Genomic DNA, 22,465 nt, shown 5'->3' with positions numbered 1-22,465 from the left:
ACCCATGCCCCGCAGGGCCAACCGTGTGGCCGCCTTATACCGGATTGGCCAGCCGTGCGAGTTCCGCGCGCAGTTCCGCAATACCTGTCCCGGTCTCGCTGCTGGTTGCCAGCACATCCGGGAAAGCTGCCGCATGTGTGGCCACGATACCGGTGACTTCACGCATCTTGGCCTCCAGCACCGCAGGCCTGGGCACGTCGCATTTGGTCAGCACGACCTGGAATGTCACGGCAGCCCGATCCAGCAGTTTCATGATTTCCTGATCGGTCGCCTTGACCTCCACCCGGCTGTCCAGCAGCAGCACGACACGGCGTAGCGTCGGCCTGCCGCGCAGGTAGGAAAACATCATGCCCTGCCAGTCTTCCTTGACCGCCTTGGCGGCCTTGGCAAAACCATAGCCGGGCATGTCCACCAGTGTCAGCCGGTCGGCCAGTTCAAAGAAATTGAGCTGCTTGGTCCGTCCCGGCTCGGACGAGGCCCGCGCCAGTGCCTTTCGCCCGGTCAGGGCGTTGATCAGGCTGGACTTGCCGACATTGGATCGCCCGGCAAACGCGATTTCGGGCAGCACGGGATCAGGCAGCTGGCCAAGCTGCTGCGCACCAAACACGAAATTGAATTCACCCGCGAACAGGACGCGACCAATTTCAATGTCGCGTTCCATTTCTTCCGGTGTCGGCATGGATGAGGAAAATTCCACCATCTTGGTCCCGTCCCTATTTCTTCCCTGACGGAAGCCTGGGCTTCGTGGGTGCAGCAACAGCGGGCGTACCCCTGTTCATGCGGCGCTGGATCAGCGTCTGCTGCGCCATGGTCAGCAGGTTGTTCCAGCAATAGTAGATCACCAGTCCCGATGGCTGCCGCGCCATGAAGAACGTAAAGATGATCGGCATGAACTGGAACATCTTCTGCTGCGCCGGGTCCGCCGCCGGTGTCGGGTTCAGACGCATCTGGGCAAACATGGTCAGCCCGAACGCGATCGGCCACAGCCCAAGCTGGAGCATGGGGGAAATGACCGACGGATTCCACGGAATCAGCCCGAACAGGGTGAACAGGTTTGTCGGGTCGAAAGCAGACAGGTCATGGATCCAGCCGAAGAAAGGCGCATGCCGCATCTCGATCGTGACGTACAGATCCTTGTACAGACACCAGAACACCGGGATCTGCAGCAGCATGGGCAGGCAGCCGCTGGCCGGATTGACTTTTTCCTGCTTGTACAGCGCGATCATCTGCTGGTTCAGCGCCATCTGGTCGTCTTTATACCGTTCCCGCAGGGCTTTGATCTTGGGCTGGAGCTGCCGCATCTTGCCCATGGAATGGAACTGCTTGGTCGCCAGCGGGAAGAACAGCGCCTTGACCAGCAGGGTGAACGCCATCAGGGCCAGGCCGAAATTGCCCAGCATGGTGTTGAGCCAGTCCAGCACCGTGAAGATCGGACGGGTCAGGAACGCGAACCAGCCGAAATCGACCGCTTTCCAGAAATCGGGGATATGCAGGCTGGATTCATATTTTTCCAGCAGCGGCACTTCCTTCGCCCCGGCAAACACATGGCTTGCGGTCGTGGCATCGCCCCCGGCGGCAACCACCAGCGGCGCACGCGCGGTAAAGCCGACATCATAGATGCCCTTGTCCCCGCCCGCGGGCTGGTAGGCATAGGTGCCCGCGACATCACTGTCCTGCTGCGGGATCACGGCGGACAGCCAGTACTTGTCAGTAATCCCGGCCCATCCACCCTGACCCGTCTTGGTCCACGCGATGTTGCCCGGCGGCACCGCCCCCTTGCGCAGGGATTTGTAGGAGCTTTCATCCAGCCTGTGGTCAATGACGGAAATCGGCCCTTCATGCACAAGGTAGCCGCCCGTCTCGACCGGGGTGTAGGCACGTTCCACGCGGGAGAAAGGATACAGCGAAACCGCATCCCCGCCATGGTTGATGACCTTCTGCGTAACCGAGAACATGTAGTTCTGGTCAATCGCGATGGTGATCTGGAACACCTGCCCCTGACCGTTATCCCATGACAGGGTAACGGGCTGCGCCTGGGTCAGGGTATCATGATCGGCAGTCCAGATGGTATTGGCGTCGGGCACGCTGACATGGCCGCCGCTGACATTGGTCCAGCCGACCTCAACCAGGTTCGGCTCCGCCTGCCCGCGCGGTTCCAGCACGCGTACCAGCGGGCTGCCCGGCTCCACCGTCTCGTGATAATTCTTGAGCACAAGGTCATCAAGACGCGCGCCACGCAGGTCAAGCGAGCCATGCACGCGGTCGGCGTCAATCGCAACGCGCGGGTCGGGCTGGCCCGTATCCGCGGGTGCTGCGGCGGCCGTGGCATCCGCTGGCGCGGGGGCCGGTGCCGACGCAGGCGTGGTGGTATCAGCCTGCTGTTCGACCGTTTTATGCTGCTGTGGCAGGAAATACTCGAACCCAACCAGCACCACGGCAGACAGTGCTGTTGCCACCATAAAACGCTTGATATCCATCAGCGACCCGCCAGACTTTTCGTGTTTTTCATGGAGTCATGCATGTCACAGCCGCAGACCGTGGCGGGAACGGGATCATGACCACCCGCATTCCAGGGGTTGCAGCGCAGGATGCGCCACCCCGCCAGTACACTGCCGCGCATGGCCCCGTGACGGGCGATCGCGTCGCGTGCGTAATGACTGCATGAAGGAGTGAATCGGCAATGCGCACCCCATATGGGGCGGATCACCAGCTGATACGCGCGAATGGCCGCGCGCAGCATATGGGCAGGCAGGCTGATGGAAGACGTGCTCACGATTCTTCCTTCACTCCCGCCTTGCGCAGGGCCTTGCGGTAATCCCCCATCAGGGCATCAAACCGCCGCCCGCATGTGCCAGCCCGACCAATGACCACGATATCGACGCCTGCAAGCGCCTGTTCGCGGCCCACCAGCCGGACTACCTCACGCAGGCGCCGCCGCACCCGGTTGCGCACGACGGAATTGCCTACTTTCTTGGTAACGGTAAAACCGTACCGGGCAGCCTGCATGTCGCCGCGTTCAAGCGCCTGCAGCACCAGTCCCGGAACGGGGGCCTTGCGACCCTTGGCCGCAACCCGCAGGAACTCAGCGCGTTTCTTAAGGCGCGTGGACTTATCGGCCACTTTCAGCCGCCCCTTGTATAGAGACATTCATGGTTCCGGACACACAGGCACCCGGAACGTACAGACGTCACCTGCCTCAGGCAGAAAGACGCTTGCGGCCCTTGGTGCGACGGTTTGCGACAACCTTACGGCCACCAACGGTTTCCATACGCGAACGGAAGCCGTGGCGACGCTTGCGGACCAGCTTCGAGGGTTGATACGTGCGCTTCACAACGGCACTCCCAGATTGACAATGACAGACAGGTTACGGAATAAATTCCAACAGGCCCCGTACACTACGGAAACCCTGAGCCGCGCCTTATACTGATGCTTTCGGGCAACGTCAATGCTGCTCCCCTCCCGCACCGTAACCGGATGATTTTCATGACCAGCCCTGCACGCGACTCTGCCGATACGACCGACGATATCCTGCGGCAGCACATCCATGACATCCGTGGCCACCTGTCCCCCGCCATGCTGCGGGCGGATTCGCTGGCGCTGAGCAAGGACGAACACATCCGGCAGGCAGCACAGGACATCCTGACGGCCCTGGATGCGGCGACAAGGGAACTCAGCGCAATGCGTCAGCTTCTTGCCGCGCGCAGATCATAAGCGCACTGACCCGATCAGGACTTCTGGATCAGTTCGATCTTGTAGCCGTCGGGATCTTCGACAAAAGCGATGAAGGTGGTGCCGAATTTGACCGGCCCCGGCTCGCGCGTGACCTTGCCACCGCCTGCGCGGACCTTTTCAACCAGGGCGGTCACGTCGGGCACCCCAAGGGCGAAGTGACCGAATCCCGTGCCCACGTCATATCCATCATCCTGACCCCAGTTATAGGTCAGTTCGATTTCCGCCTGTCCCGCCGCATTATCGGCATAGCCGATGAATACAAGGGTGTATTTCCCCTCGGGCACATCCTTGCGGCGCAGTTCGCGCATGCCCAGCAACTGGTAGAAATCAAGGCTGGCTTCCAGATTGCGCACGCGCACCATTGTGTGCAGGTAGGTTCCCATCCGGCATTTCCCCTTCAGTCCATTTTTTCATCTTCGCCGCCAATTCCGATCAGGAACAGTCCGGCCTCATCCGCCATCGTAATGCAGGCGGCGGGATCGGTCATCAGGGTAGCCCCTGCCTCGATCGCGATTCCACGCAGGCCTGCAGCCACGGCACCTGCAACCGTTCGCGGGCCAATCGTTGGCAGGTCGGCACGCCGCTCCTGCCCCGGCTTGGCCATCTTGACCAGAACACCGGCAGGACGGTCGGGTTGCCGCAGGCCACCCACGCGTTCCAGCATGCAGTCGGTGCCTTCCAGCGCCTCGACCGCCAGCACCAGACCGCCCTGGACCACACATCCCTGCCCGATATCCAGCCTGCCCAGTTCCCGCACCACGCGACGGCCCTGCATGATATCGGCCCGTGCCGCCGTATCGGGGCTGATCGTACCCATCACGCCCCGGCGTGCGACCGACCCGGACAGATATTCATGCGCGCCGCGGATGGTGAAACCTTCTTCCCCCAGCACGCGCACGATTGCCCCAAGCAGTCCATCATCACCCGCGAACAGCGCCTTGCCAATACGCGCCAGAATCCGGGCACCCGTCGCATCAGGACGCAGGTTGATAAGGGAAGGCCGCCTTACAGGGCCAATCAGCACAAGGTCATGACAGTGATGTTCATGTAATGCGGACAGGATTTCACCCGCCGCCGCAAGACGGATCATGCGGTGGGGCCAGTGCCCGATCACCGCGGGTTCAGCAAAACCCTGGAAACCGACAATGAAAACCTGGCCACCCGCCCGCTCTACCGCCCGCGCCACCTGACCGGGCAACGGGCCACCACCGGCAAGGATACCAACGCATGCCCCCTGCCGGTCGACTGCCAGTTCAGGCGCCATCGCTCTCGATCATGTCCCCGCCCTGTACCCTGACAAGGCCGCGATGGCTGGGGGCTGCAATAAAATCAAGGATTTCAACAACACGCGCGTCATCAGCATAAGTCTGGCGCACATGCTCCAGCCGGTCCTGGAAAACCGCGCCAGTGGCGTGGGCCGCCTTGGGATACAGGGCACGGAAGGCCTGGCGCATGCGCCGGACCTCATCAGGCTGGACACCATTGCGCCTCAGCCAGATCCAGTGCAGTCCCACCAGCCGCGCGCGGTTACCCAGCACGCTGCCATACGGAATGACATCCGCTTCCACCCCACACACGCCACCGACCAGTGCGGCATGGCCGATGCGTACGAACTGGTGCAGGGCGGCCGCCCCCATGATGCGGGCATCATCCCCGATCACCACATGGCCACCCATGACCACATTATTGACGATAATGACGCCACGCCCCAGCGTACAGTCATGCGCCACATGGGAATTGGCCATGATCAGGCAGTCCGGCCCGATGCGGGTCACACCCGTACCGGTGGCCGTGCCACGGTGAATGGTCACGTTTTCACGAATGATGGTGCGGGCACCAATCATGCACGATGTCGGCTCGCCCCTGTATTTCAGGTCCTGCGGCGCCATGCCCACAGATGTGAAGGGATAACACACCACCCCTTCGCCCAGGGTCGTGCGACCATCAACCACCACATGTGAAATCAGTTCGGCATTATCCCTGATTTCGACATCCGGTCCGATCGAGCACCATGGCCCGATGCGTACGCCATCACCAATACGCGCACGGCTGGAAACAATGGACGATGGATGGATTTCAGGCGCTTTTCCACGCCGTTCATCCATGTCGGTACCGTTAGATGAACTTCCTGCCAGAATAGCCTCCATCCCCGCAAGTAACTATGGCCCAAAGACCCGGAAGCGGACACCGGGCCGCCCGCTGGACGGACCCGCGCCACCACCCGTTTCCCGCGGTATTACCCCATGATCATGGCGCTGAATGTTGCTTCGGCAACAGATACGCCATCAACCCGCGCCACACCCTTGAATTTCCAGACATTCGCGCGGCTACGTTCTTTTTCGACATGGATGCGCAACTGGTCACCCGGCCCGACGGGACGGCGGAATTTCGCGCCATCAATCGTCATGAAATAGACCAGCTTGCCTTCGAATGCCGAACCAAGCGTCATGACCACCAGCGTTGCCGCTGTCTGGGCCATGGCTTCGATGATCAGGACACCGGGCATGACGGGACGTGCCGGGAAATGCCCCTGAAAATGCGGTTCGTTGACCGTGACATTCTTGATGCCAACCGCCGACTGCCCCAGCACGATATCAACCATGCGATCAATCAGCAGGAACGGATAGCGATGGGGAATCGCTTCCATGATCCGCATGATATCAATTGATTCCAGCGTCGCGGGTGTTCCGTCCGCTGGGAGTGCCTCTACTTCTTTATCCACGTCGTCCAACCACTTGTTCGGCCTGAAAGCCCCCGCGCCAGACGGAACAGTGGCTTCGGGCCGGTTGAATATGCAATGATATCAGGCAATCAGGCATTGTCTGCCTTTTCACTGCCTCCATCCTGCGTCGTTTTCCTGGCCATCCGACGCAGAAAGGCGACATTCCGGAAAAATTCCCGAAAAGGCATAGCCGGACTGCCGATTACATCGGCTCCGGCTTCCACATCGGACATGACACCACACTGCGCGCCGATCCGGGCCTTGGTGCCGATCTTGATATGCCCGATCAGGCCGGCCTGCGCCGCAACCGTCACGAAATCACCAAGTTCGGTCGAACCGGAAATGCCAGCCTGGGAAACCACGATACAGCAGCGTCCCAGCCGCGCATTATGGCCAATCTGCACCAGATTGTCGAGGCGTGAGCCAGCCCCGATCACCGTATCACGGATGGACCCGCGATCCACGGTGGAATTGGCCCCGATCTCTACCCCGTCTTCCAGGATCACGCGGCCAAGCTGTGGCACGCTTTCAAAACCTTCGGACGTTACGGCAAAGCCAAATCCGTCCTGTCCGATACGCGCGCCCGGCAGCAGCGTGACACGTTCACCCAGCAGGGCATGGGAAATGGCGACATGCGCGCCAATGCGGCAGCGCGCCCCGATTTCCACCCCGCCCCCGATGCTGACATGGGTACCGATATCGGTACCCGCACCAATGCGCACCCCATCACCCACCACCGTAAACGCACCAATCGCGGCCGTGGGATCAATTTCACACCCTGTCCCGATCACGGCGGAAGGGTGAATGCCCGGCCGGACCGGCGGCGGCGGATAGAACAGGGACGCAATGCGTGCCCATGTCTGATACGGCGCCTTTGACACCAGAACCGCGGCATGGGGAGGCACTTTGTCCGCGAATGCCGGGGCCACGATCACTGCACCGGCTTCAGTTCCTTCCAGCAGCGGAAGGTAGCGCCGGTTGTCCAGAAAGCTGACCTGCCCCCGCGTTGCAGACTGCAGTGGCGCTATGCCGCTGAACTGGGTGCAGGCCTGCGCACTGTCAGCAGCCTTGCGCAGTTCAGCCCCGCTGCACTGCGCAAGCTGTTCCAGCCCGAACGGTCCCTGCGTTACGAAAAACCGTGGATCGCCCGGTACGTTATCCGGCGTCACTGTCATGCAACCGACCTTAATGCTTGGCCGGTGCGGCGGCAGGGGCGGCCTGACGGTCGGCATCCGCCGTGGTCGGCATGGTACCGGACTTGGCCAGAACCTCGGGGTCCACATCGGCTGCGGGGATGAATACGGTCGGCAGCACCCCGTTCAGCTGCGTCGCCACCTGCTGCGTGATATCCAGGCTTTCCTGGCTCAGGGCCACCTGCTCGCGATGCAGCACAAGGTTCATGCCACGGCTGGCGGCAACCTGCCGTATGATCTGGACCAGCTCACGTTCGATCTGCCCCAGCGCGACCTGCGCGGCTTCCTGGATCACGCGGTTGCGGTTGCGGAAGTTTTTCTGGGCCGCCAGCACGCGTTCCTGCAGCTTGCGCTCGCTGCCCTGGATCTGGTCGGATGACATCGTCTTGGCCTGACCCTGCAGCTTCTGCTGTTCGTCACGCCAGCCGGCCTGCTCCTTCTGGGCATCGCGGGCCAGGTCGTCACGGCGCGCACCCAGCACACGTTCGGCCTGCTGCGCGGCAGATGACATGCGCATGACATCAGGCACGCTGATGACACCGATGACAGGGGCCGGGGGCGGTGCGCTCTTGGGCACGTCCGGTGCCTTGGGCACGGGCGGCTGCGGCAGGATGGGCGGCGTCTGTGACTGTGCTTCCTCACTGTCCGACTGGGGGGCGGGCAGCTGGACGGGGGCAGGTGCCTCATGCTGGGCCGGATGGGCGGCGGGCTGCGCCGCCTTGGGCACGAACCAGCCGGAGTTCCCGCCGGAACCCTGCGCGTGCGCGCCTGATACGGCCTGATATCCCCACCCGAGCAGAGCGGTTGCGGCAAGCAGACGGATGCCGGATTTACGCAACATTATCACCTCAGAATTGTTGGCCGAAGCCGAAGCGGAGCAACTGGGTCCTGTCGTTCGTTCCCTTGTGCAGGGGAACGCCCAGATCGATATTCACAAGCCCGAACGGACTCTTCCACGCGATACCCACGCCGGTCGAGACCACAGGTGTCAGTGTATCATCATACACCGGGGTATATTTCGGCCAGTCCTTCATGGATGTATAGCGCCTGCGCACGCGCAACCCGTCCAGTCCACCCATATCCACAAAGTACCGTCCCTTGATCCCCATGGCGGATGCGAACGGAATGGGGAAGTCCACCTGCGCTGACGCCGTGTACATGAACCGGCCGCCCAGGAAGTCCTGCTGCGAATGCATCGGGTTACCGTCACGCGCGGGGATGGCGTAGCTTCGCGGCCCGACACCACCATCCATGAAGCCACGCAGCGAGTTACCACCAAGATAGAAGTTATCGATGATGTCGCTGCGACCACCACCCCAGTTCATGATGTCGCCCGCACCGGCACGGAAGCTGACCGTCCAGTCGTGGTTGCCCATGATGCTGTCAAGCGGGATGTAGTAGGCGGCATCCACCTTGCCACGCAGATAGCGTTCGTTACCGCCAATACCGGCGAAGTCACCACCCACACGTATGACGAAACCTTTATGCGGCTGCTGCCTGCGGTCACGTGTATCGTATGTCAGTGTGGTGCTGAGCTGTGACAGAAGCGACCAGCCATTCTGGTCCTGCACGTAATACGATGAATCAGACCACGTGTCCCCGATATCACGATCGGTCAGCGTATAGCTCCACGACTGCGACAGGTGGTTGTTATAGGAGTAACCCATACGCAGCGTCATGCCGATACGCGCTTCGGAATAGCTCTGGTACGTCATGTAGCGGTTCTGGATACCGAACAGGTCGATGCCCGCCACAAGGTTGCGGTTGAGAAAATACGGGTCCGTCAGCGAAATGTCTGCCTGGTCTTCATAATACGCGGCAGTACCCGTGAAGCCCGCGTCAATGCCGGTACCCAGCAGGTTATGCTGCTTCAGCCCGAGGTTGCCCAGCACGCCGGCATCGGTCGAGTAACCGCCACCCAACGAGAATTCACCCGTCGGCTTTTCCACCACGTCGGCCGAAATGTTGACCTTGTCCGGCGCTGAACCCGGCGTCTGGTCGATCGAGACGGTCTTGAAGAATCCCAGGTCTTCCAGGATCAGCTTGGAATACTTGCGGTCCAGCGGGGTGTACGGGTCGCCTTCGGCCATGGGCAGCTGCCGCCGGATGACCTTGTCCTCGGTAATGGTGTTGCCGTTGATGTCGATACGCTCGACATACATCCGCGGGCCTTCGCTTATGTCAAACAGAAGGTTGACGGTGCGCTTTTCCGGGTTGCGGGCAATTTCAGGATGGACCATGGCGAAGGGATAACCCTTGCCCTGCAGCATTTCCTGCATATCCGTCGCGTTATGCTGGATGGCGCTGCCATCATACCACTGCCCGTGGAACAGCGAGATGTACTTGCGCATGGACTCAGCACTGACATGGCGCAGGGAGGACCGCACATCCATTTTGTTCAGGCGATAACGCGGGCCTTCTTCCATCGTATAGGTGATGTAGAAGCTCTTGCGGTCAGCTGACAGTTCACCCGTGGCATTCTTGATCTGGAAATCAACAAAGCCATTTTTCAGGTAAAAACGATGCAGCAGTTCAGCATCGTATTTGATGCGCTCGGGATTATACTGGTCGCTGGATGCAAAGAAACGGTACCACGCCGTCTCCTTGGAGGATACGACACCCGCCAGGGCCGCGCTGCTGAACGCGTGGTTCCCCACGAAGGTCACCTTCTTGATAAGCGTTTTCTGCGCTTCGTTGATGTGGAAGATCACATCAACGCGGTTATGCGCAAGGCGGATGATCTGCGGCGTGACAGTAGCTGCGTAACGCGCCTTTTCTGCATACACCCCCAGAATTTTCGTGCGGTCGGCAGCAATCCCCTGCGGGGAATAGACCGCGCGCGGCCGCAGCGAGATGACCTTTGTCAGGTCCTCGTCCTTGGCGGAATGGTTGCCTTCAAACACGATACGGTTGACGATCGGGTTTTCGACCACATGCACTTCAAGCACGTTGCCCACGCGCTTGAGCGTTACATCATGGAACAGGCCGGTGGCGTACAGGGTCTTGAGCGAACGGTCGAGCAGATCCTGATTGAAGCGGTCGCCGGGCTGGACAACCATGTATGACAGGATGGTGCTGGTCTCGATGCGGCTGTTACCCTTGATATCCACCGCTTCGATCGGATCTTCAAGCGGAGGGGGCTTGATCGCCTCCACCTCGGGTGCCTGCTGCTGTTCCGCGCCATCCACTGGCGCCATATCCCCGCCGAATGGCGTGTTCTGTGCTGCTTCTTCCTGTGCATACGCACCGGCCGTCCAGAACAGCGGCATAACGCAGGCAGACGCAAGCAGCGCTGAACGTTTACTCGACAAAATCGCTATTCCTCACCACTCGGCATGCGGATCAGCCATGCATTAAGACCGGATGGAGGGCCGGCTCCCTTCCTGTCATGTATCAGTCTTCGTGGCGGACCTATCCGATATACGCCACACTGTGCAAGCACTTGTCTCACCTGCTGCACCTTAGCCCTGTCCCGCGCGCGACGCGAGCCATTGGAACAGGCCGAAATGTGACAGATCGTTAAAGGTTGAAAACAGAAATAATCCGGCGATCAGCGCAAAGCCGGCCTGAAAGCTGATCTCCTGCACCCGGCGGGACACCGGCCGCCCCAGAATAGCCTCAAATATATAAAATACCAGCCGCCCACCATCAAGAATCGGCACGGGGAACAGGTTGATCAGCCCGAGGTTGATCGACAGCAGCGCCATGAACGACACCAGGCTGGGCAGGCCATACTGCGCCACCTGTCCCGACATCTGGGCAATGCGCAGTGGACCGCCAAGATCTTTGGTGCTGTGCTGCCCCGTAATCATCTGCCACAGCCCATCCAGCGTCTGGACCGACACGTTCCATGTTTCCTTTATGGCGGAAACAAAGGCCCGCGGCAGGGATTGCGGCTTGCCGACCTCGGCTGCAAAAGACACGCCAATCTGGCCATGACGGCTGCCCCCGTCCCCCACGGTGCCGATATGGACCGGCAGCGTCTGTTCCGCATCATTTCGGCGGACCGTAAGCGTGGTCCGGGCATCCGCCTGCCCGCTGACAAAGGACTGCAGATCGGCCACGTCATGTACACTGTGGTCACCCACACGCACGATCACGTCGCCCTTTTCCACCCCGGCATCGGCGGCGGCACCGCCAGGCACGACCTGGGCCACCTGATTAAGGATATGCGGCTGTCCCGACATGGCGAACAGGCCGGTAAACAGCACGATGGCCAGCAGGAAATTGAATACCGGCCCGGCCATGATCACGATGGCCCGGGACAGGACCGGTTTGTCATGGAACGTCCGTCCGGGCTGCCACGCTGCTTTCTGCTCCTCGGTCGCGTCTTCCGGCCCTTCGAATCCATGCGGGCGGACATATCCACCCAGCGGCACGGGGCACAGACGCCATTCCGTGCCCACGCTGTCATGCCAGCGCAGGAGCGGACGGCCGAAACCGATCGAAAAAACCTCGACATGCACGCCACGCCAGCGCGCGGCAAGGTAGTGACCAAGTTCGTGAATGAAAACCAGCACCCCCAACACAAGGGAGAAAGCCAGAACGGTCCGGATCAGATCATGCATGAATGCTACGCTATCTCCCGATGGCCAGAAAGACCATCCAGAATCATGTCAGGCCGCGCGGGCAACCGTACGCTGGCGGGCAACACGGCGGGATTCGTTATCCCAGTGCAGCACTTCCTCCAGCGTATCCGCACGCTGTGGCCCGATGGATTGCATCACATCCTCGACGATCCGTGCAATATCAAGAAAGCCGATTTCGCGTTTCAGGAACGCTTCGACCGCAATTTCATTCGCCCCCGACAGGATGGCGGGCATCGCACCGCCCACCCGCAGGGATTCGCGCGCAAGCCGCAGCGCGGGGAAACGGACCTCATCCGGGGCCTCGAAATCAAGGCGCGCCAGCGTGGCCAGGTCCAGCCGCGGTGAATTGGTGGCCATGCGCGCAGGCCACGCCAGCGTATGGGCGATGGGAATGCGCATATCGGCAGAACCAAGCTGGGCCACGATGGAGCCATCGGTATACTGAACCATGCCATGCACCACGGATTGCGGATGCACGACAACACCCAGCTTGTCCTCGGTCACGTTGAACAGGCGCGCGGCCTCGATCAGTTCCAGCCCCTTGTTGAACATGGTGGCGGAATCGATGGTGATCTTCGCCCCCATGGTCCATGTGGGATGCTTCAGCGCGGCCTCCAGCGGGGCCTTTTCCATTTCCTCAAGGCTCGCCCTGCGGAACGGGCCACCCGAGGCGGTCAGGATGATCTGTTCAACCTCATCGGCCTGCTTGTCGGCCATGGACTGGAATACGGCGTTATGTTCGGAATCGACCGGCAGCAGGGTCGCCCCCGCATCCGCCACGGCCCGGAGCATGACATCACCGGCGCAGACCAGCGCTTCCTTGTTGGCGAGAGCTACGGACCCGCCGTTACGCACGGCGGCCAGCGTGGGTTCCAGGCCCGTGGCGCCGGTAATCGCCGCCATGGTCCAGTCCACCGGCAGGCCTGCGGCCTCGATCACGGCGGCACGGCCGCCCGCGGTCTCGACCCCGCTACCCGCCAGCAGGCGTTCCAGTTCCGGCAGCAGGCTTTCATCAGCGATCACCGCACGCTGCGCATTCAGTGCCCGGGCCTGTTCCGCCAGCTTCGTGACATTACGCCCGCCCACCAGGGCGCCGGTACGGAACTGGTCAGGTGCCTGCAGCAGCAGGTCCACCGTGGAACAGCCAATGCTGCCCGTGCTGCCCAGAACGGAAACTGTCTTCATTGTAACGTCATTCCCCAAAACTGTTCATGGCCGCAGCCATCGGCTCAGTGCAGACCCACATACCAGAAAGCAATGCCCCCCGCCGCACCCAGCGACAGCAGCGCTGCCATGGGGGCCGCAACCAGCAGGCCATCAAAACGGTCCAGCAGCCCCCCGTGCCCGGGCAGGATGGCGCCCGAATCCTTGACCCCACGCGCGCGCTTTAGCGCGCTTTCCGCGAGATCCCCGACCTGCGCCGCCATGGCCACAAGGGCGCCGAACACGGCCCCGCGCCACACAGCGCCCGGCAACGCCCCGGGCAGCAGACCTGCTATCAGCATACCCCCAAGCACGGCACACCCCAGACCACCGATGGAACCTGACCATGTCTTGGCCGGTGAAATACGCGGCGCAAGCTTCGGACCGCCAAGCAGCCGCCCGGTCATGTAGGCACCGGTGTCACTCAGCGCCACGCAGGCGACAAGGAACAGGACAACCCCCGCCCCCGGTTCACTCATGTAACGCAGCCACAGCAGTGACAGCCCGGCACAGCCAATGGCCACCTGCCCCGCCCACAGGGCCGACCCCAGCACGATCGCCGCCGCCATGACCAGCAGCGCCCCGCCCCAGTGCCCCGCCAGCGCCGCAATCCCCATACAGGCCGCCCACGCCATGCAAAGCTGCCCACGCCGTGTTTCCAGCCCGAAGCCGAACATGCGCGCCCATTCCATCGCCATGCCCGCCATGGCCAGCACGATCAGCGCGCCGTAAAGCAGGCCGCCATACCACACGCACAGCGCGACACACGGCACCAGCACGGCCGCCGACAGGACACGCGCGCGCAGATCCTTCCAGTTGCCTGATTTTCCTGCCGCGCCAGCAGGGGCCGTCCTGCCCATGATTTCAGGCTGGTCTTGCACCGAATCGCCTTTCACGCCGTGAATAGATATCCAGCACGGTATCGAAATGCGTCGCGTCAAAATCCGGCCAGGGAATATCAAGGAAAACCAGTTCGGCATAAGCCGACTGCCATAAAAGGAAATTGGACAGGCGGCATTCCCCGCTTGTCCGTACCACCAGGTCGGGATCCGGCATGCCCGCCGTCAGCAGGGCACTGGCGAAAACGGTCTCATCAATCTGGTCAGGGCGCAGTTCACCCCGCGCAACGGCCTGTACCATGCGCGTTGCCGCCTGCACGATATCCGCCCGCCCGCCATAGGACAGCGCCAGCACCAGCACCAGCCGGGTATTGCCACGCGTCACATCTTCGGCGCGACGGGCTTCTTCCTGAATATCGCGGGGGAAACGTGCAAGATCACCAATGATCCGCAGCCGCACCCCTTCGCGCGACAGTTCGGCCACCTTGTGCCGCAGATAGTAGCGCAGCAGGCTGGTCAGGTCCGCAACCTCCCCCGGTGCGCGCCGCCAGTTTTCAGATGAGAATGCATACAGCGTCAGCCATCGCACCCCCCGTGCCGTAGCGGCGCGAACGGTCCGCTGCACGGCTTCCGCCCCCGCGCGATGTCCCGCCAGCAGCGGAAGGCCACGCATACTGGCCCAGCGGCCATTGCCATCCATGATGATGGCAACATGTTCCGGCAGGCACATATGGGCTGTGGCTGGATGATCTGACCCGGACAAGACCTGATCGCCCTCCTCAGTCACGCACACTATGGAGCACAGGGGTTACGGCATTCACGGATTGATCAGACCTGCTTGATCTCGCGTTCTTTTTCAACCAGCAGGTCATCAATGCGCTTGACGTACTGGTCGGTCAGCTTCTGGATCGCGTCCGACCATGTCTTGACATCGTCTTCGCTGATCTCGCTGCTCTTTTCCAGCTTCTTGGTCTGGTCCATACCGTCACGGCGCACGCCACGTACGGCGATCTTGCCGTTTTCCGCATACTTGCCCGCAGCCCGGGCCAGTTCGTTACGGCGTTCTGCCGTCAGCTGGGGAATGGGCACGCGCACGGTCTGCCCATCGGCCGCCGGGTTCAGGCCAAGTCCCGCATCACGGATGCCGCGTTCAACAGCACCCACCAGGGTCCGGTCCCATACCTGCACCGTCAGCATGCGCGCTTCCGGCACGGCGATGGAGCCAACCTGCGTCAGCGGCACTTCGCCGCCATAGGCTTCCACGCGCACGGGTTCCAGCAGCGCCGGATTGGCACGGCCTGAACGCAGGCCCGCGAAATCACGACGCAGGCTTTCAATGGCGCCGTCCATACGGCGGGTCAGATCCGCCAGCAAGGTTTTCTGATCGACAGACACTGTGGCCCTCCTTTTTTGATTCTTGATCCACCAGGCATGGCTGCACCCGCGAACGGGCGACAGGGACAGCCCGGTTTCAGTCAGCCGCCACGATGGTGGTGAAACGCCCCTCGCCACGCATGACGCGGCTGAAGGGATCCTTCCCATGGATATTGAATACCACGATAGGCAGCCGGTTTTCACGCGCAAGGCTGATCGCCGCCGCATCCATGACGTTCAGGTCATTGGCCAGCACGTCACGGTATGTCAGCGTGTCATAACGCTTCGCATCGGGCACCTTGCGCGGATCGGCGGAATAGACGCCATCAACCTGCGTGCCCTTGAACAGGGCGTTGCATTCCATTTCCGCCGCACGCAGCGCAGCCCCCGTATCGGTGGTGAAGAACGGGTTGCCGGTGCCCGCCGCGAAGATCACGACGCGCCCCTTTTCCATATGCCGCACGGCGCGGCGTCGGATATAGGGTTCAGCGATGGAAGACATGTGGATGGCGGTCATGACCCGCGTCGGCACGCCATGGCGTTCAAGCGAATTCTGCATGAGCAGGGCATTGATGACGGTCGCCAGCATACCGGCGTAATCGCCCTGTGCGCGGTCCATGCCGCGGGCTGCCGCCGCCACGCCACGGAAAATGTTGCCGCCGCCAATGACCAGGCAGACTTCGACCCCCGTCCGGGCCACGGCTGCAACGTCCGCCGCGATGGCGTCAACGGTCGCGGGATCGACCCCGTATGATCCACTGCCCATCAGGGCTTCCCCTGATACCTTCAGCAGGACACGCTTGTAGGAGGGAACGGGGAGTGTGTCGGACTGGGTCATTGGTCCTCGGCGCAGGTCAGGCAGACAGGGCTAGGGACGGGCAGGCCGCCCGGCCATGCCCTGTCATATAGAGGGATGCCCCCCCCCACAAGCCGATGTACCCCTCTTTTGAGGATTCAGGACGCATCATCCAGGCCGATCGCACGCAGGCGGGCGCGCTCCTCATCCCATCCCGCGCGTTCCTTCACATTCAGGAAAAGATGGCATTTACGCCCCAGCAGCCGCGTCAGTTCATGGCGCGCCTTTTCGCCAATCGCGCGAATCCGGCTGCCGCGTTCGCCAATCAGGATGGCCTTGTGCGAAGCCCGCGCCACATAGATCGTGACATCAATGCGCACCGACCCGTCAGGCCGTTCGGCAAAGCCTTCGGTTTCGGCTGTGGCGGCATAGGGCACTTCCTCATGCGTCTGCAGGAAGATCTGTTCGCGCACCAGTTCGGCTGCAAGCAGGCGGTCCGGCAGGTCGGTCAGGTCATCTTCCGGATACAGGCACGGCCCCACCGGCAGGTCGGCGGCCAGACGGTCCAGCAGGTCATCCACCCCTTCGCCCGAACGCGCGCTGACCATGAACACGTGTTCGACCGGCAGGATGGCGGACAGTTCCGCCGTCAGCGGCAGCAGGGCATCACGCTTCACCAGGTCGGTCTTGTTCAGCACCAGCCACAGCCTGCGCTTCTGCTGTGCAAGCCTGGTCGCAATCGCCCGCAGCGCATCCGTCATGCCCGCGCGCGCATCCACGATCAGCAGCGTGATGTCGGCATCTTCCGATCCCGTCCACGCGGCAGCAACCATGGCGCGGTCCAGCTTGCGCCGCGGCTGGAAGATACCCGGCGTATCCACCAGCAGGATCTGGGCATGGTCACGCATGAGGATGCCCAGCACCCTGAACCGCGTCGTCTGCGCCTTGGGGCTGACGATGGAAAGCTTGGTGCCCGCCATGCGGTTGAGCAGCGTGGACTTGCCCGCGTTGGGCGCGCCCACAATGGCCACGAAGCCACAGCGTGTCGTGTTGTCCTGATCGTGCCCGGTCATTGTCCCTGCCCCTTGCGGTCGGTGGAAGAAGTGGCCTGTCCGCCCGCGCCAAGCTGGCGCAGCAGGTCCGATGCGGCATCGCTTTCGGCCGCGCGCTTGCTGCCCGCGATCCCCTGCCCGGTTTTTCCCTGCGCGTCCACCGCAATGACGAAACGCGGCGCATGCGATGGCCCGTCGGCGGACACCACGCGGTACTGCGGCAGCGGCAGCCCCCGCCCCAGCACCCATTCCTGCAATGCGGTCTTGGGGTCCTTGGGCGGACGTGCCTGGGCCACGATGGATTCATTCCACATCCGCCGCACGAAAGCGCGGGCAGGATCCAGCCCGCCATCCAGGTACATGGCCCCCAGTATGGCCTCGACCGCATCGGCCAGCACGTTGGCCATCTGGCGTACGCCCGCGCGAGCTTCGTGCTCGGCCACGTCCAGCGCCGACTGCAGGCCCATGACGTGGGCCACCTGCGCCAGCACGGTGCGGGAGACGAGATGCGCATGACGGGGACCAAGCGCACCCTCCTGCTCATCGGGGAAGCGTTCGAGCAGCCATTCGGCCATCAGCAGGCCAAGCACCCGGTCGCCTATGAACTCCAGCCGTTCATTGGACCCGGCCCCGCGCCTTGCCACGTTCTGGCGTGCGCGGCGGCCCCCATTGCGCTCATGCGCTGCGGAACGATGGGTCAGCGCGCGCAAAAGCAGGTCGCCCCGCGTGAAATGATACCCCAGACACGCCTCCAGCCGGGTAATTTCCGCCGCAGGCACGCGTTCGGCCGTCATGGTCAGTGGATCCCCATGAACAGGCGGTTCCAGCGGATCTCGACCGGCCAGTACCAGACCTGCCAGAACGGATGGGCGTTATCGACAGACATGAAGATCCATTTGGCCTGTCCCACCAGGTTTTCCATCGGAACGAAGCCAAGGTCCTGCGGTTCATCGCCCATGAAGCGACTGTCGGCACTGTCATCACGATTGTCGCCCATGGCGAAGAAATAGCCCGGCGGCACGACGTATTCCGGGGTATCGTTCTTCCCCCCTTCATCCGTCAGTTTCAGGATGTCGTGGGCAACCGGGCCATGGCCACCACTACCGGGCAGGATTTCACGGTAACGCTCGCCATCCATATGGGTACGGTGTTCGTCTATCGCGGTGTATTCGCCTTCCGGCTCACGCGGGACCTGCTGCCCGTTCAGGAACAGCTTCCCTTCGCGCATCTGCACCGTGTCACCTGGCAGGCCGACGATCCGCTTGATGTAATCGATGGACGTGTCCTTGGTAAAACGGAACACCGCCACATCGCCACGATGCGGGGCGCTGCTGAAGATCCGCCCCTCGAACAGGTTGGGGGAACCGGGCAGCGCATAGCGCGAATAGCCATAGCTGTATTTGGCCACCCACACGTAATCCCCCACCTGCAGTGTCGGGATCATGGAACCGGACGGGATGTTGAATGGTTCGAACAGTACCGTGCGCACGCTGATGGCCAGAATACCGGCAATCACGACGGTACGCACAAGGTCCAGCAGGCCACCGTCCCGACGCGCCGCGTCTGGTCCCGATGGGGAGGAAATCGTCTTGTTATCGTCCATTGGCATAATTATTCTTCAATCCGGATCTGGCATCGACCGGACAGGCAACGCCGGACGAATAACGTGCGGATCAAGCCCACGCACCCCTCCCCTGTCAAGCATTGCCCATACGGGCACGACAGGTGATCAGGGTCCGCTGGCCTTTTCCGCCATGATCATGACCTGTGCGAAGGCATAGGGATGTTCATCGGTCATGGTCAGGAAAACCCGCGCCACATACCCATCAGGCACCAGCACGTCCAGACGCGCCAGCGCCCCGCCCGTCAGCCGCATGACCGGCTGGCCGGTCGGCAGGTTTTCAACCCCCATGTCACGATGGAACACACCTTGTGCGAAACCGGTGCCCAGCGCCTTGGCGCAGGCTTCCTTCGCCGCCCACCGCTTGGCGTAGGTTCCCAGCCGCGCCGTTCCCTGCCTGCGACCGGCCGCGGCGCGTTCGGTTACGGTAAAGACCCGCTGCTCGAACCGCGCGCCATGCTGCGCAAGGACGGTTTCGATCCGCCTTGCGTCACACAGGTCCGACCCGATACCGATCAGCATGACCTACCCCCTGGCCCGTTCAACCTGCACCACACCACGCGCCGCGCGCAGCGCCACCATGATGGCGGTCAGGTGGCGGAGATCCCGGACCTCGATATCGGCAAGGATTTCCATGAATTCAAGCTGGCGGTTGACGATACGCAGGTTGACCAGCACGCCTTCATGCTTGGCGGCGATATTGGTCAGCGTCGCCAGCATGGCCGGTTCATTGGCCGTCACCACGCTCAGCCGCCCGGTGTAATGCCCGGTGGCGTTGCGCGCGATCAGGTCGTAATCCCAGTCAAGGTCCATGAACCGTTCAGGAGTCGCGGCAAAGGTTTCCAGCGTCTGGCATCCCAGCGTGTGGACCGTAATCCCCTTGCCGGTGGACACGATACCCACGATCCGGTCACCGGGCAGCGGATGGCAGCACCCGGCGAAATGCACCGCCATGCCAGCGCCCACCCCCGCCAGCGCCATGCCCGCCGCAGGCTTGCGCCGCCCCGCGGCCCCACCGGGCGCGCCCGTGGGCGCGCGCATGGACAGCCCCGGCACCATGCGCGGCGCACGCGGCGCACGCCGCAGTTCGGGATAGGCAAGCTGCACGACCTCACGCGCGGACTGGTTGCCATTGCCCACCGCCACATACAGGTCGGGCACCGATTGCAGGCGCAGGTCCCTGAGCAGGCTGTCCAGCACCTTTTCCGATCCATCCACGCCTTCCTGCCGGAAGGCCTTGGCCAGCGCCACACGGCCACTTTCCAGATGGGCCTCGCGCTGCTGCAGCGCCACATGGCGGCGAATACGCGCGCGTGCCTTGCCCGTGACGACAAAGCGTTCCCATGACGGCGAGGGCGTGCCCCCGCGCGCGGTCATGATCTCGACCTGATCCCCATTCTGCAATTCATGGCGCAACGGCATGAGACGGCCATTGATGCGCGCGCCAACGCAGCTGTCGCCCACCTGGCTGTGCACGGCATAGGCGAAATCGACCGGCGTCGCCCCACGTGGCAGCGAAATCAGCTGCCCCTTGGGCGTAAAGCAGAAAACCTGATCCTGATAGAGTTCAAGCTTGGTGTTCTCAAGAAACTCATCGGGAGCTGCCGAGTCCTCAAGGATATCGAGCAGGTCCTGCACCCAGCGCAGGCCGGAGACGACGCCCTTCGTCTCCTTGCCCGTCGCGGCATCGGGCAGTTGTTTGTACAGCCAGTGCGACGCAACACCGTTTTCGGCGACGTCGTGCATTTCCGGCGTGCGGATCTGGACCTCGATCTTCTGGTTGCGCGGATGGCGCAGGGTCACACCGGTATGCAGGCTCTGGTAACCGTTGGCCTTGGGGGTGGAGATATAGTCCTTGAACCGCCCGGCAATGACCGGATAGGCCGCATGCACCGCGCCAAGGGCCACGTAACAGGCTTCCCGCGTCGGCACCATGATACGGAATGCCATGATGTCGGACAGCTGTTCAAACGCGACATTGCGCCGCTGCATCTTTTCCCAGATGGAATAGGGCGTCTTTTCACGCCCCGTCACTTCCACGCCCTCAAGTCCGGCCTGCGCGCACAGGGCCTGAAGTTCGCGACGGATTTCCTCGATTACATCAGCACCCTGCCCGCGCAGGTAATTCAGGCGCGCGCGGATGGTCGCCATCGCCTCCGGCTCAAGCGCCGCGAACGACAGGTTCTGCAGTTCCACCTTCACCTTGTCCATGCCGATACGGCCGGCAAGGGGGGCGTAGATTTCCATGGTCTCGCGCGCGATGCGCTGGCGTCGGTCCAGACGCTGGACATAATGCAGCGTGCGCATGTTGTGCAGGCGATCGGCCAGCTTGACCAGCAGCACGCGGATGTCGCGCGACATGGCCAGCACCAGCTTGCGGAAGTTTTCCGCCTGCTTGGTACGGTCCGACTGCAGTTCCAGCCGTGTCAGCTTGGTGACGCCATCCACCAGTTCGGCAACGGTGTTGCCGAATTCGCTGCGCAACTGCTGCTGGGTGACACCCGTATCCTCGATCGTATCATGCAGCAGCGCCGTGATGATCGAGGCGGTATCAAGGTGAAAGCCCGCCAGTATGTTGGCGACAGCCAGCGGATGGGTAATGTAGGGATCACCGTTGTCGCGCGCCTGCCCTGCATGGGCGGCCAGCGCCACATCAAATGCGCGGCGGATCAGGTCCGTATCGGCGCCGGGATCATACGCCAGAACGCGACGGATCAGGCCGTCGCATGAAACCACGCGTTCCCCTTCCCCCCGCGTGGCGGGAAGGGCGGCAGCGCCTGCCGTCACTCCGCCCGTGACAGGCACGGGCATGGAGGAAGATGTCGTTTCCGATCTGACCGGGTCAGTCACCTTCCACCCCTTCGTCAGATGTTACCGACCCCGTCCACTCAGGGCCGCCTCGACCGAGGCCTCAAGTTCTTCAGCCGACATGCCGCTGCTGGAATTGCGTGCCTCTTCCTCGGCCGAGACATCCTGCAGGCCGAAGATGTTCTGCTCGGTCGGGATCAGGTCGACCACTTCCTCATCGGCAGGCTCGGGTTCCGGCGCGCGGGCCAGCGAGCGGATGAGGTCGCTGCGGATCTGGTCCAGACCCACGGTCTGGTCCGCGATCTCACGCAGGGCAACAACGGGGTTCTTGTCGTTGTCGCGGTCAATCGTCATTTCCTCGCCGCGCGACAGGGCGCGTGCACGCTGGGCCGCCAGCAGCACCAGTTCAAAACGATTGGGAACCCGCTCAACGCAGTCCTCGACAGTGACGCGTGCCATCAGGCCTGAACTCCGGTTATTAATTGGTTGTGTTGATCAGAATTTACCTTACTACCCCCAGCCCTGTCCTGATGCAA

The 22,465-nt window shown here is 62.3% G+C and carries 25 protein-coding genes; 1 reads left to right on the top strand and 24 read right to left on the bottom strand.

Annotated elements, in window-relative coordinates; translation table 11 throughout:
- Positions 1 to 34 precede the first annotated feature (34 nt).
- From yihA to rpmH, 5 genes are all read right to left on the bottom strand, one after another.
- Positions 35 to 700, bottom strand: a complete 666-nt coding sequence (gene yihA / locus MSKU9_RS15040) for a ribosome biogenesis GTP-binding protein YihA/YsxC (protein WP_162851969.1) — start codon at positions 698 to 700, stop codon at positions 35 to 37.
- 13 nt (positions 701 to 713) lie between these two features.
- On the bottom strand, positions 714 to 2,477 hold the full coding sequence (gene yidC, locus MSKU9_RS15035; protein ID WP_141262180.1) for a membrane protein insertase YidC: 1,764 nt from the start codon (positions 2,475 to 2,477) through the stop codon (positions 714 to 716).
- Positions 2,477 to 2,773 (bottom strand): membrane protein insertion efficiency factor YidD, encoded by a 297-nt coding sequence (gene yidD, locus MSKU9_RS15030; RefSeq protein ID WP_141262179.1) that lies wholly within the window; start codon positions 2,771 to 2,773, stop codon positions 2,477 to 2,479. The genes yidC and yidD overlap by 1 nt, the downstream gene beginning before the upstream one ends.
- Positions 2,770 to 3,120 (bottom strand): ribonuclease P protein component, encoded by a 351-nt coding sequence (gene rnpA, locus MSKU9_RS15025; protein WP_141262227.1) that lies wholly within the window; start codon positions 3,118 to 3,120, stop codon positions 2,770 to 2,772. The genes yidD and rnpA overlap by 4 nt, the downstream gene beginning before the upstream one ends.
- Before the next feature lie 76 nt (positions 3,121 to 3,196).
- On the bottom strand, positions 3,197 to 3,331 hold the full coding sequence (rpmH, locus tag MSKU9_RS15020; protein WP_010507731.1) for a 50S ribosomal protein L34: 135 nt from the start codon (positions 3,329 to 3,331) through the stop codon (positions 3,197 to 3,199).
- A 152-nt stretch (positions 3,332 to 3,483) separates the two neighbouring features.
- Between rpmH and MSKU9_RS15015 the strand changes: the two genes are divergently transcribed.
- Positions 3,484 to 3,711, top strand: a complete 228-nt coding sequence (locus tag MSKU9_RS15015; protein ID WP_162851968.1) for a hypothetical protein — start codon at positions 3,484 to 3,486, stop codon at positions 3,709 to 3,711.
- Between the two features lie 14 nt (positions 3,712 to 3,725).
- Here MSKU9_RS15015 and gloA read toward each other — a convergent pair whose 3' ends face one another.
- From gloA to rpoZ, 19 genes are all read right to left on the bottom strand, one after another.
- Positions 3,726 to 4,115 (bottom strand): lactoylglutathione lyase, encoded by a 390-nt coding sequence (gene gloA, locus MSKU9_RS15010; protein ID WP_141262177.1) that lies wholly within the window; start codon positions 4,113 to 4,115, stop codon positions 3,726 to 3,728.
- Between the two features lie 14 nt (positions 4,116 to 4,129).
- Positions 4,130 to 4,996 carry an LpxI family protein gene (locus MSKU9_RS15005; RefSeq protein WP_141262176.1) on the bottom strand — a complete coding sequence of 289 codons (867 nt, stop codon included), beginning with the start codon at positions 4,994 to 4,996 and terminating at the stop codon, positions 4,130 to 4,132.
- Positions 4,986 to 5,837 (bottom strand): acyl-ACP--UDP-N-acetylglucosamine O-acyltransferase, encoded by an 852-nt coding sequence (gene lpxA / locus MSKU9_RS15000; protein WP_141262175.1) that lies wholly within the window; start codon positions 5,835 to 5,837, stop codon positions 4,986 to 4,988. The genes MSKU9_RS15005 and lpxA overlap by 11 nt, the downstream gene beginning before the upstream one ends.
- A 131-nt stretch (positions 5,838 to 5,968) precedes the next feature.
- A complete protein-coding gene (fabZ, locus tag MSKU9_RS14995; RefSeq protein WP_141262174.1) occupies positions 5,969 to 6,454 on the bottom strand; it encodes a 3-hydroxyacyl-ACP dehydratase FabZ in 486 nt (161 codons plus the stop codon).
- An 89-nt stretch (positions 6,455 to 6,543) separates the two neighbouring features.
- The gene (lpxD, locus tag MSKU9_RS14990; protein ID WP_141262173.1) at positions 6,544 to 7,686 is read right to left on the bottom strand and encodes a UDP-3-O-(3-hydroxymyristoyl)glucosamine N-acyltransferase; all 1,143 of its coding nucleotides are present in this window, start codon (positions 7,684 to 7,686) and stop codon (positions 6,544 to 6,546) included.
- Entirely contained in the window at positions 7,640 to 8,488 is an 849-nt protein-coding gene (locus MSKU9_RS14985) for an OmpH family outer membrane protein (protein WP_141262172.1), read from the bottom strand. Before MSKU9_RS14985 ends, lpxD begins: the two co-directional genes overlap by 47 nt.
- A gap of 7 nt (positions 8,489 to 8,495) precedes the next feature.
- Positions 8,496 to 10,916, bottom strand: a complete 2,421-nt coding sequence (gene bamA / locus MSKU9_RS14980; RefSeq protein WP_141262226.1) for an outer membrane protein assembly factor BamA — start codon at positions 10,914 to 10,916, stop codon at positions 8,496 to 8,498.
- 192 nt (positions 10,917 to 11,108) lie between these two features.
- Positions 11,109 to 12,215 carry an RIP metalloprotease RseP gene (gene rseP / locus MSKU9_RS14975; protein WP_141262171.1) on the bottom strand — a complete coding sequence of 369 codons (1,107 nt, stop codon included), beginning with the start codon at positions 12,213 to 12,215 and terminating at the stop codon, positions 11,109 to 11,111.
- A 48-nt stretch (positions 12,216 to 12,263) separates the two neighbouring features.
- Positions 12,264 to 13,421, bottom strand: coding sequence for a 1-deoxy-D-xylulose-5-phosphate reductoisomerase (gene dxr / locus MSKU9_RS14970; RefSeq protein WP_141262170.1), 1,158 nt, complete (start codon positions 13,419 to 13,421; stop codon positions 12,264 to 12,266).
- A gap of 44 nt (positions 13,422 to 13,465) precedes the next feature.
- Positions 13,466 to 14,299: a phosphatidate cytidylyltransferase gene (locus MSKU9_RS14965; RefSeq protein ID WP_193557716.1), complete on the bottom strand. Its 834-nt coding sequence runs from the start codon at positions 14,297 to 14,299 to the stop codon at positions 13,466 to 13,468.
- Between the two features lie 4 nt (positions 14,300 to 14,303).
- Entirely contained in the window at positions 14,304 to 15,008 is a 705-nt protein-coding gene (gene uppS, locus MSKU9_RS14960; protein ID WP_193557715.1) for a polyprenyl diphosphate synthase, read from the bottom strand.
- A gap of 98 nt (positions 15,009 to 15,106) precedes the next feature.
- On the bottom strand, positions 15,107 to 15,673 hold the full coding sequence (frr, locus tag MSKU9_RS14955; RefSeq protein WP_141262167.1) for a ribosome recycling factor: 567 nt from the start codon (positions 15,671 to 15,673) through the stop codon (positions 15,107 to 15,109).
- A 76-nt stretch (positions 15,674 to 15,749) separates the two neighbouring features.
- Positions 15,750 to 16,490 (bottom strand): UMP kinase, encoded by a 741-nt coding sequence (gene pyrH, locus MSKU9_RS14950; RefSeq protein ID WP_141262166.1) that lies wholly within the window; start codon positions 16,488 to 16,490, stop codon positions 15,750 to 15,752.
- A gap of 116 nt (positions 16,491 to 16,606) precedes the next feature.
- Positions 16,607 to 17,521 carry a GTPase Era gene (gene era, locus MSKU9_RS14945; protein ID WP_141262165.1) on the bottom strand — a complete coding sequence of 305 codons (915 nt, stop codon included), beginning with the start codon at positions 17,519 to 17,521 and terminating at the stop codon, positions 16,607 to 16,609.
- Positions 17,518 to 18,294, bottom strand: a complete 777-nt coding sequence (gene rnc, locus MSKU9_RS14940; protein WP_141262164.1) for a ribonuclease III — start codon at positions 18,292 to 18,294, stop codon at positions 17,518 to 17,520. The genes era and rnc overlap by 4 nt, the downstream gene beginning before the upstream one ends.
- 2 nt (positions 18,295 to 18,296) lie before the next feature.
- Positions 18,297 to 19,103, bottom strand: a complete 807-nt coding sequence (gene lepB / locus MSKU9_RS14935) for a signal peptidase I (protein WP_141262163.1) — start codon at positions 19,101 to 19,103, stop codon at positions 18,297 to 18,299.
- 126 nt (positions 19,104 to 19,229) lie between these two features.
- The gene (acpS, locus tag MSKU9_RS14930) at positions 19,230 to 19,643 is read right to left on the bottom strand and encodes a holo-ACP synthase (RefSeq protein ID WP_141262162.1); all 414 of its coding nucleotides are present in this window, start codon (positions 19,641 to 19,643) and stop codon (positions 19,230 to 19,232) included.
- Positions 19,644 to 19,646: 3 nt separating this feature from the next.
- Positions 19,647 to 21,932, bottom strand: coding sequence for a RelA/SpoT family protein (locus tag MSKU9_RS14925; RefSeq protein ID WP_141262225.1), 2,286 nt, complete (start codon positions 21,930 to 21,932; stop codon positions 19,647 to 19,649).
- 60 nt (positions 21,933 to 21,992) lie between these two features.
- Complete coding sequence (gene rpoZ, locus MSKU9_RS14920) at positions 21,993 to 22,388, bottom strand: DNA-directed RNA polymerase subunit omega (RefSeq protein ID WP_141262161.1); 396 nt, start codon at positions 22,386 to 22,388, stop codon at positions 21,993 to 21,995.
- Between the last annotated feature and the right edge of the window lie 77 nt (positions 22,389 to 22,465).

It is taken from the genome of Komagataeibacter diospyri, assembly GCF_006538165.1.
In the GTDB taxonomy this organism is placed as follows: Bacteria; Pseudomonadota; Alphaproteobacteria; order Acetobacterales; family Acetobacteraceae; genus Komagataeibacter; species Komagataeibacter diospyri.
Note: the sequence above shows the minus strand (reverse complement) of the source record. Positions and strands in the feature narration are given on the sequence as shown.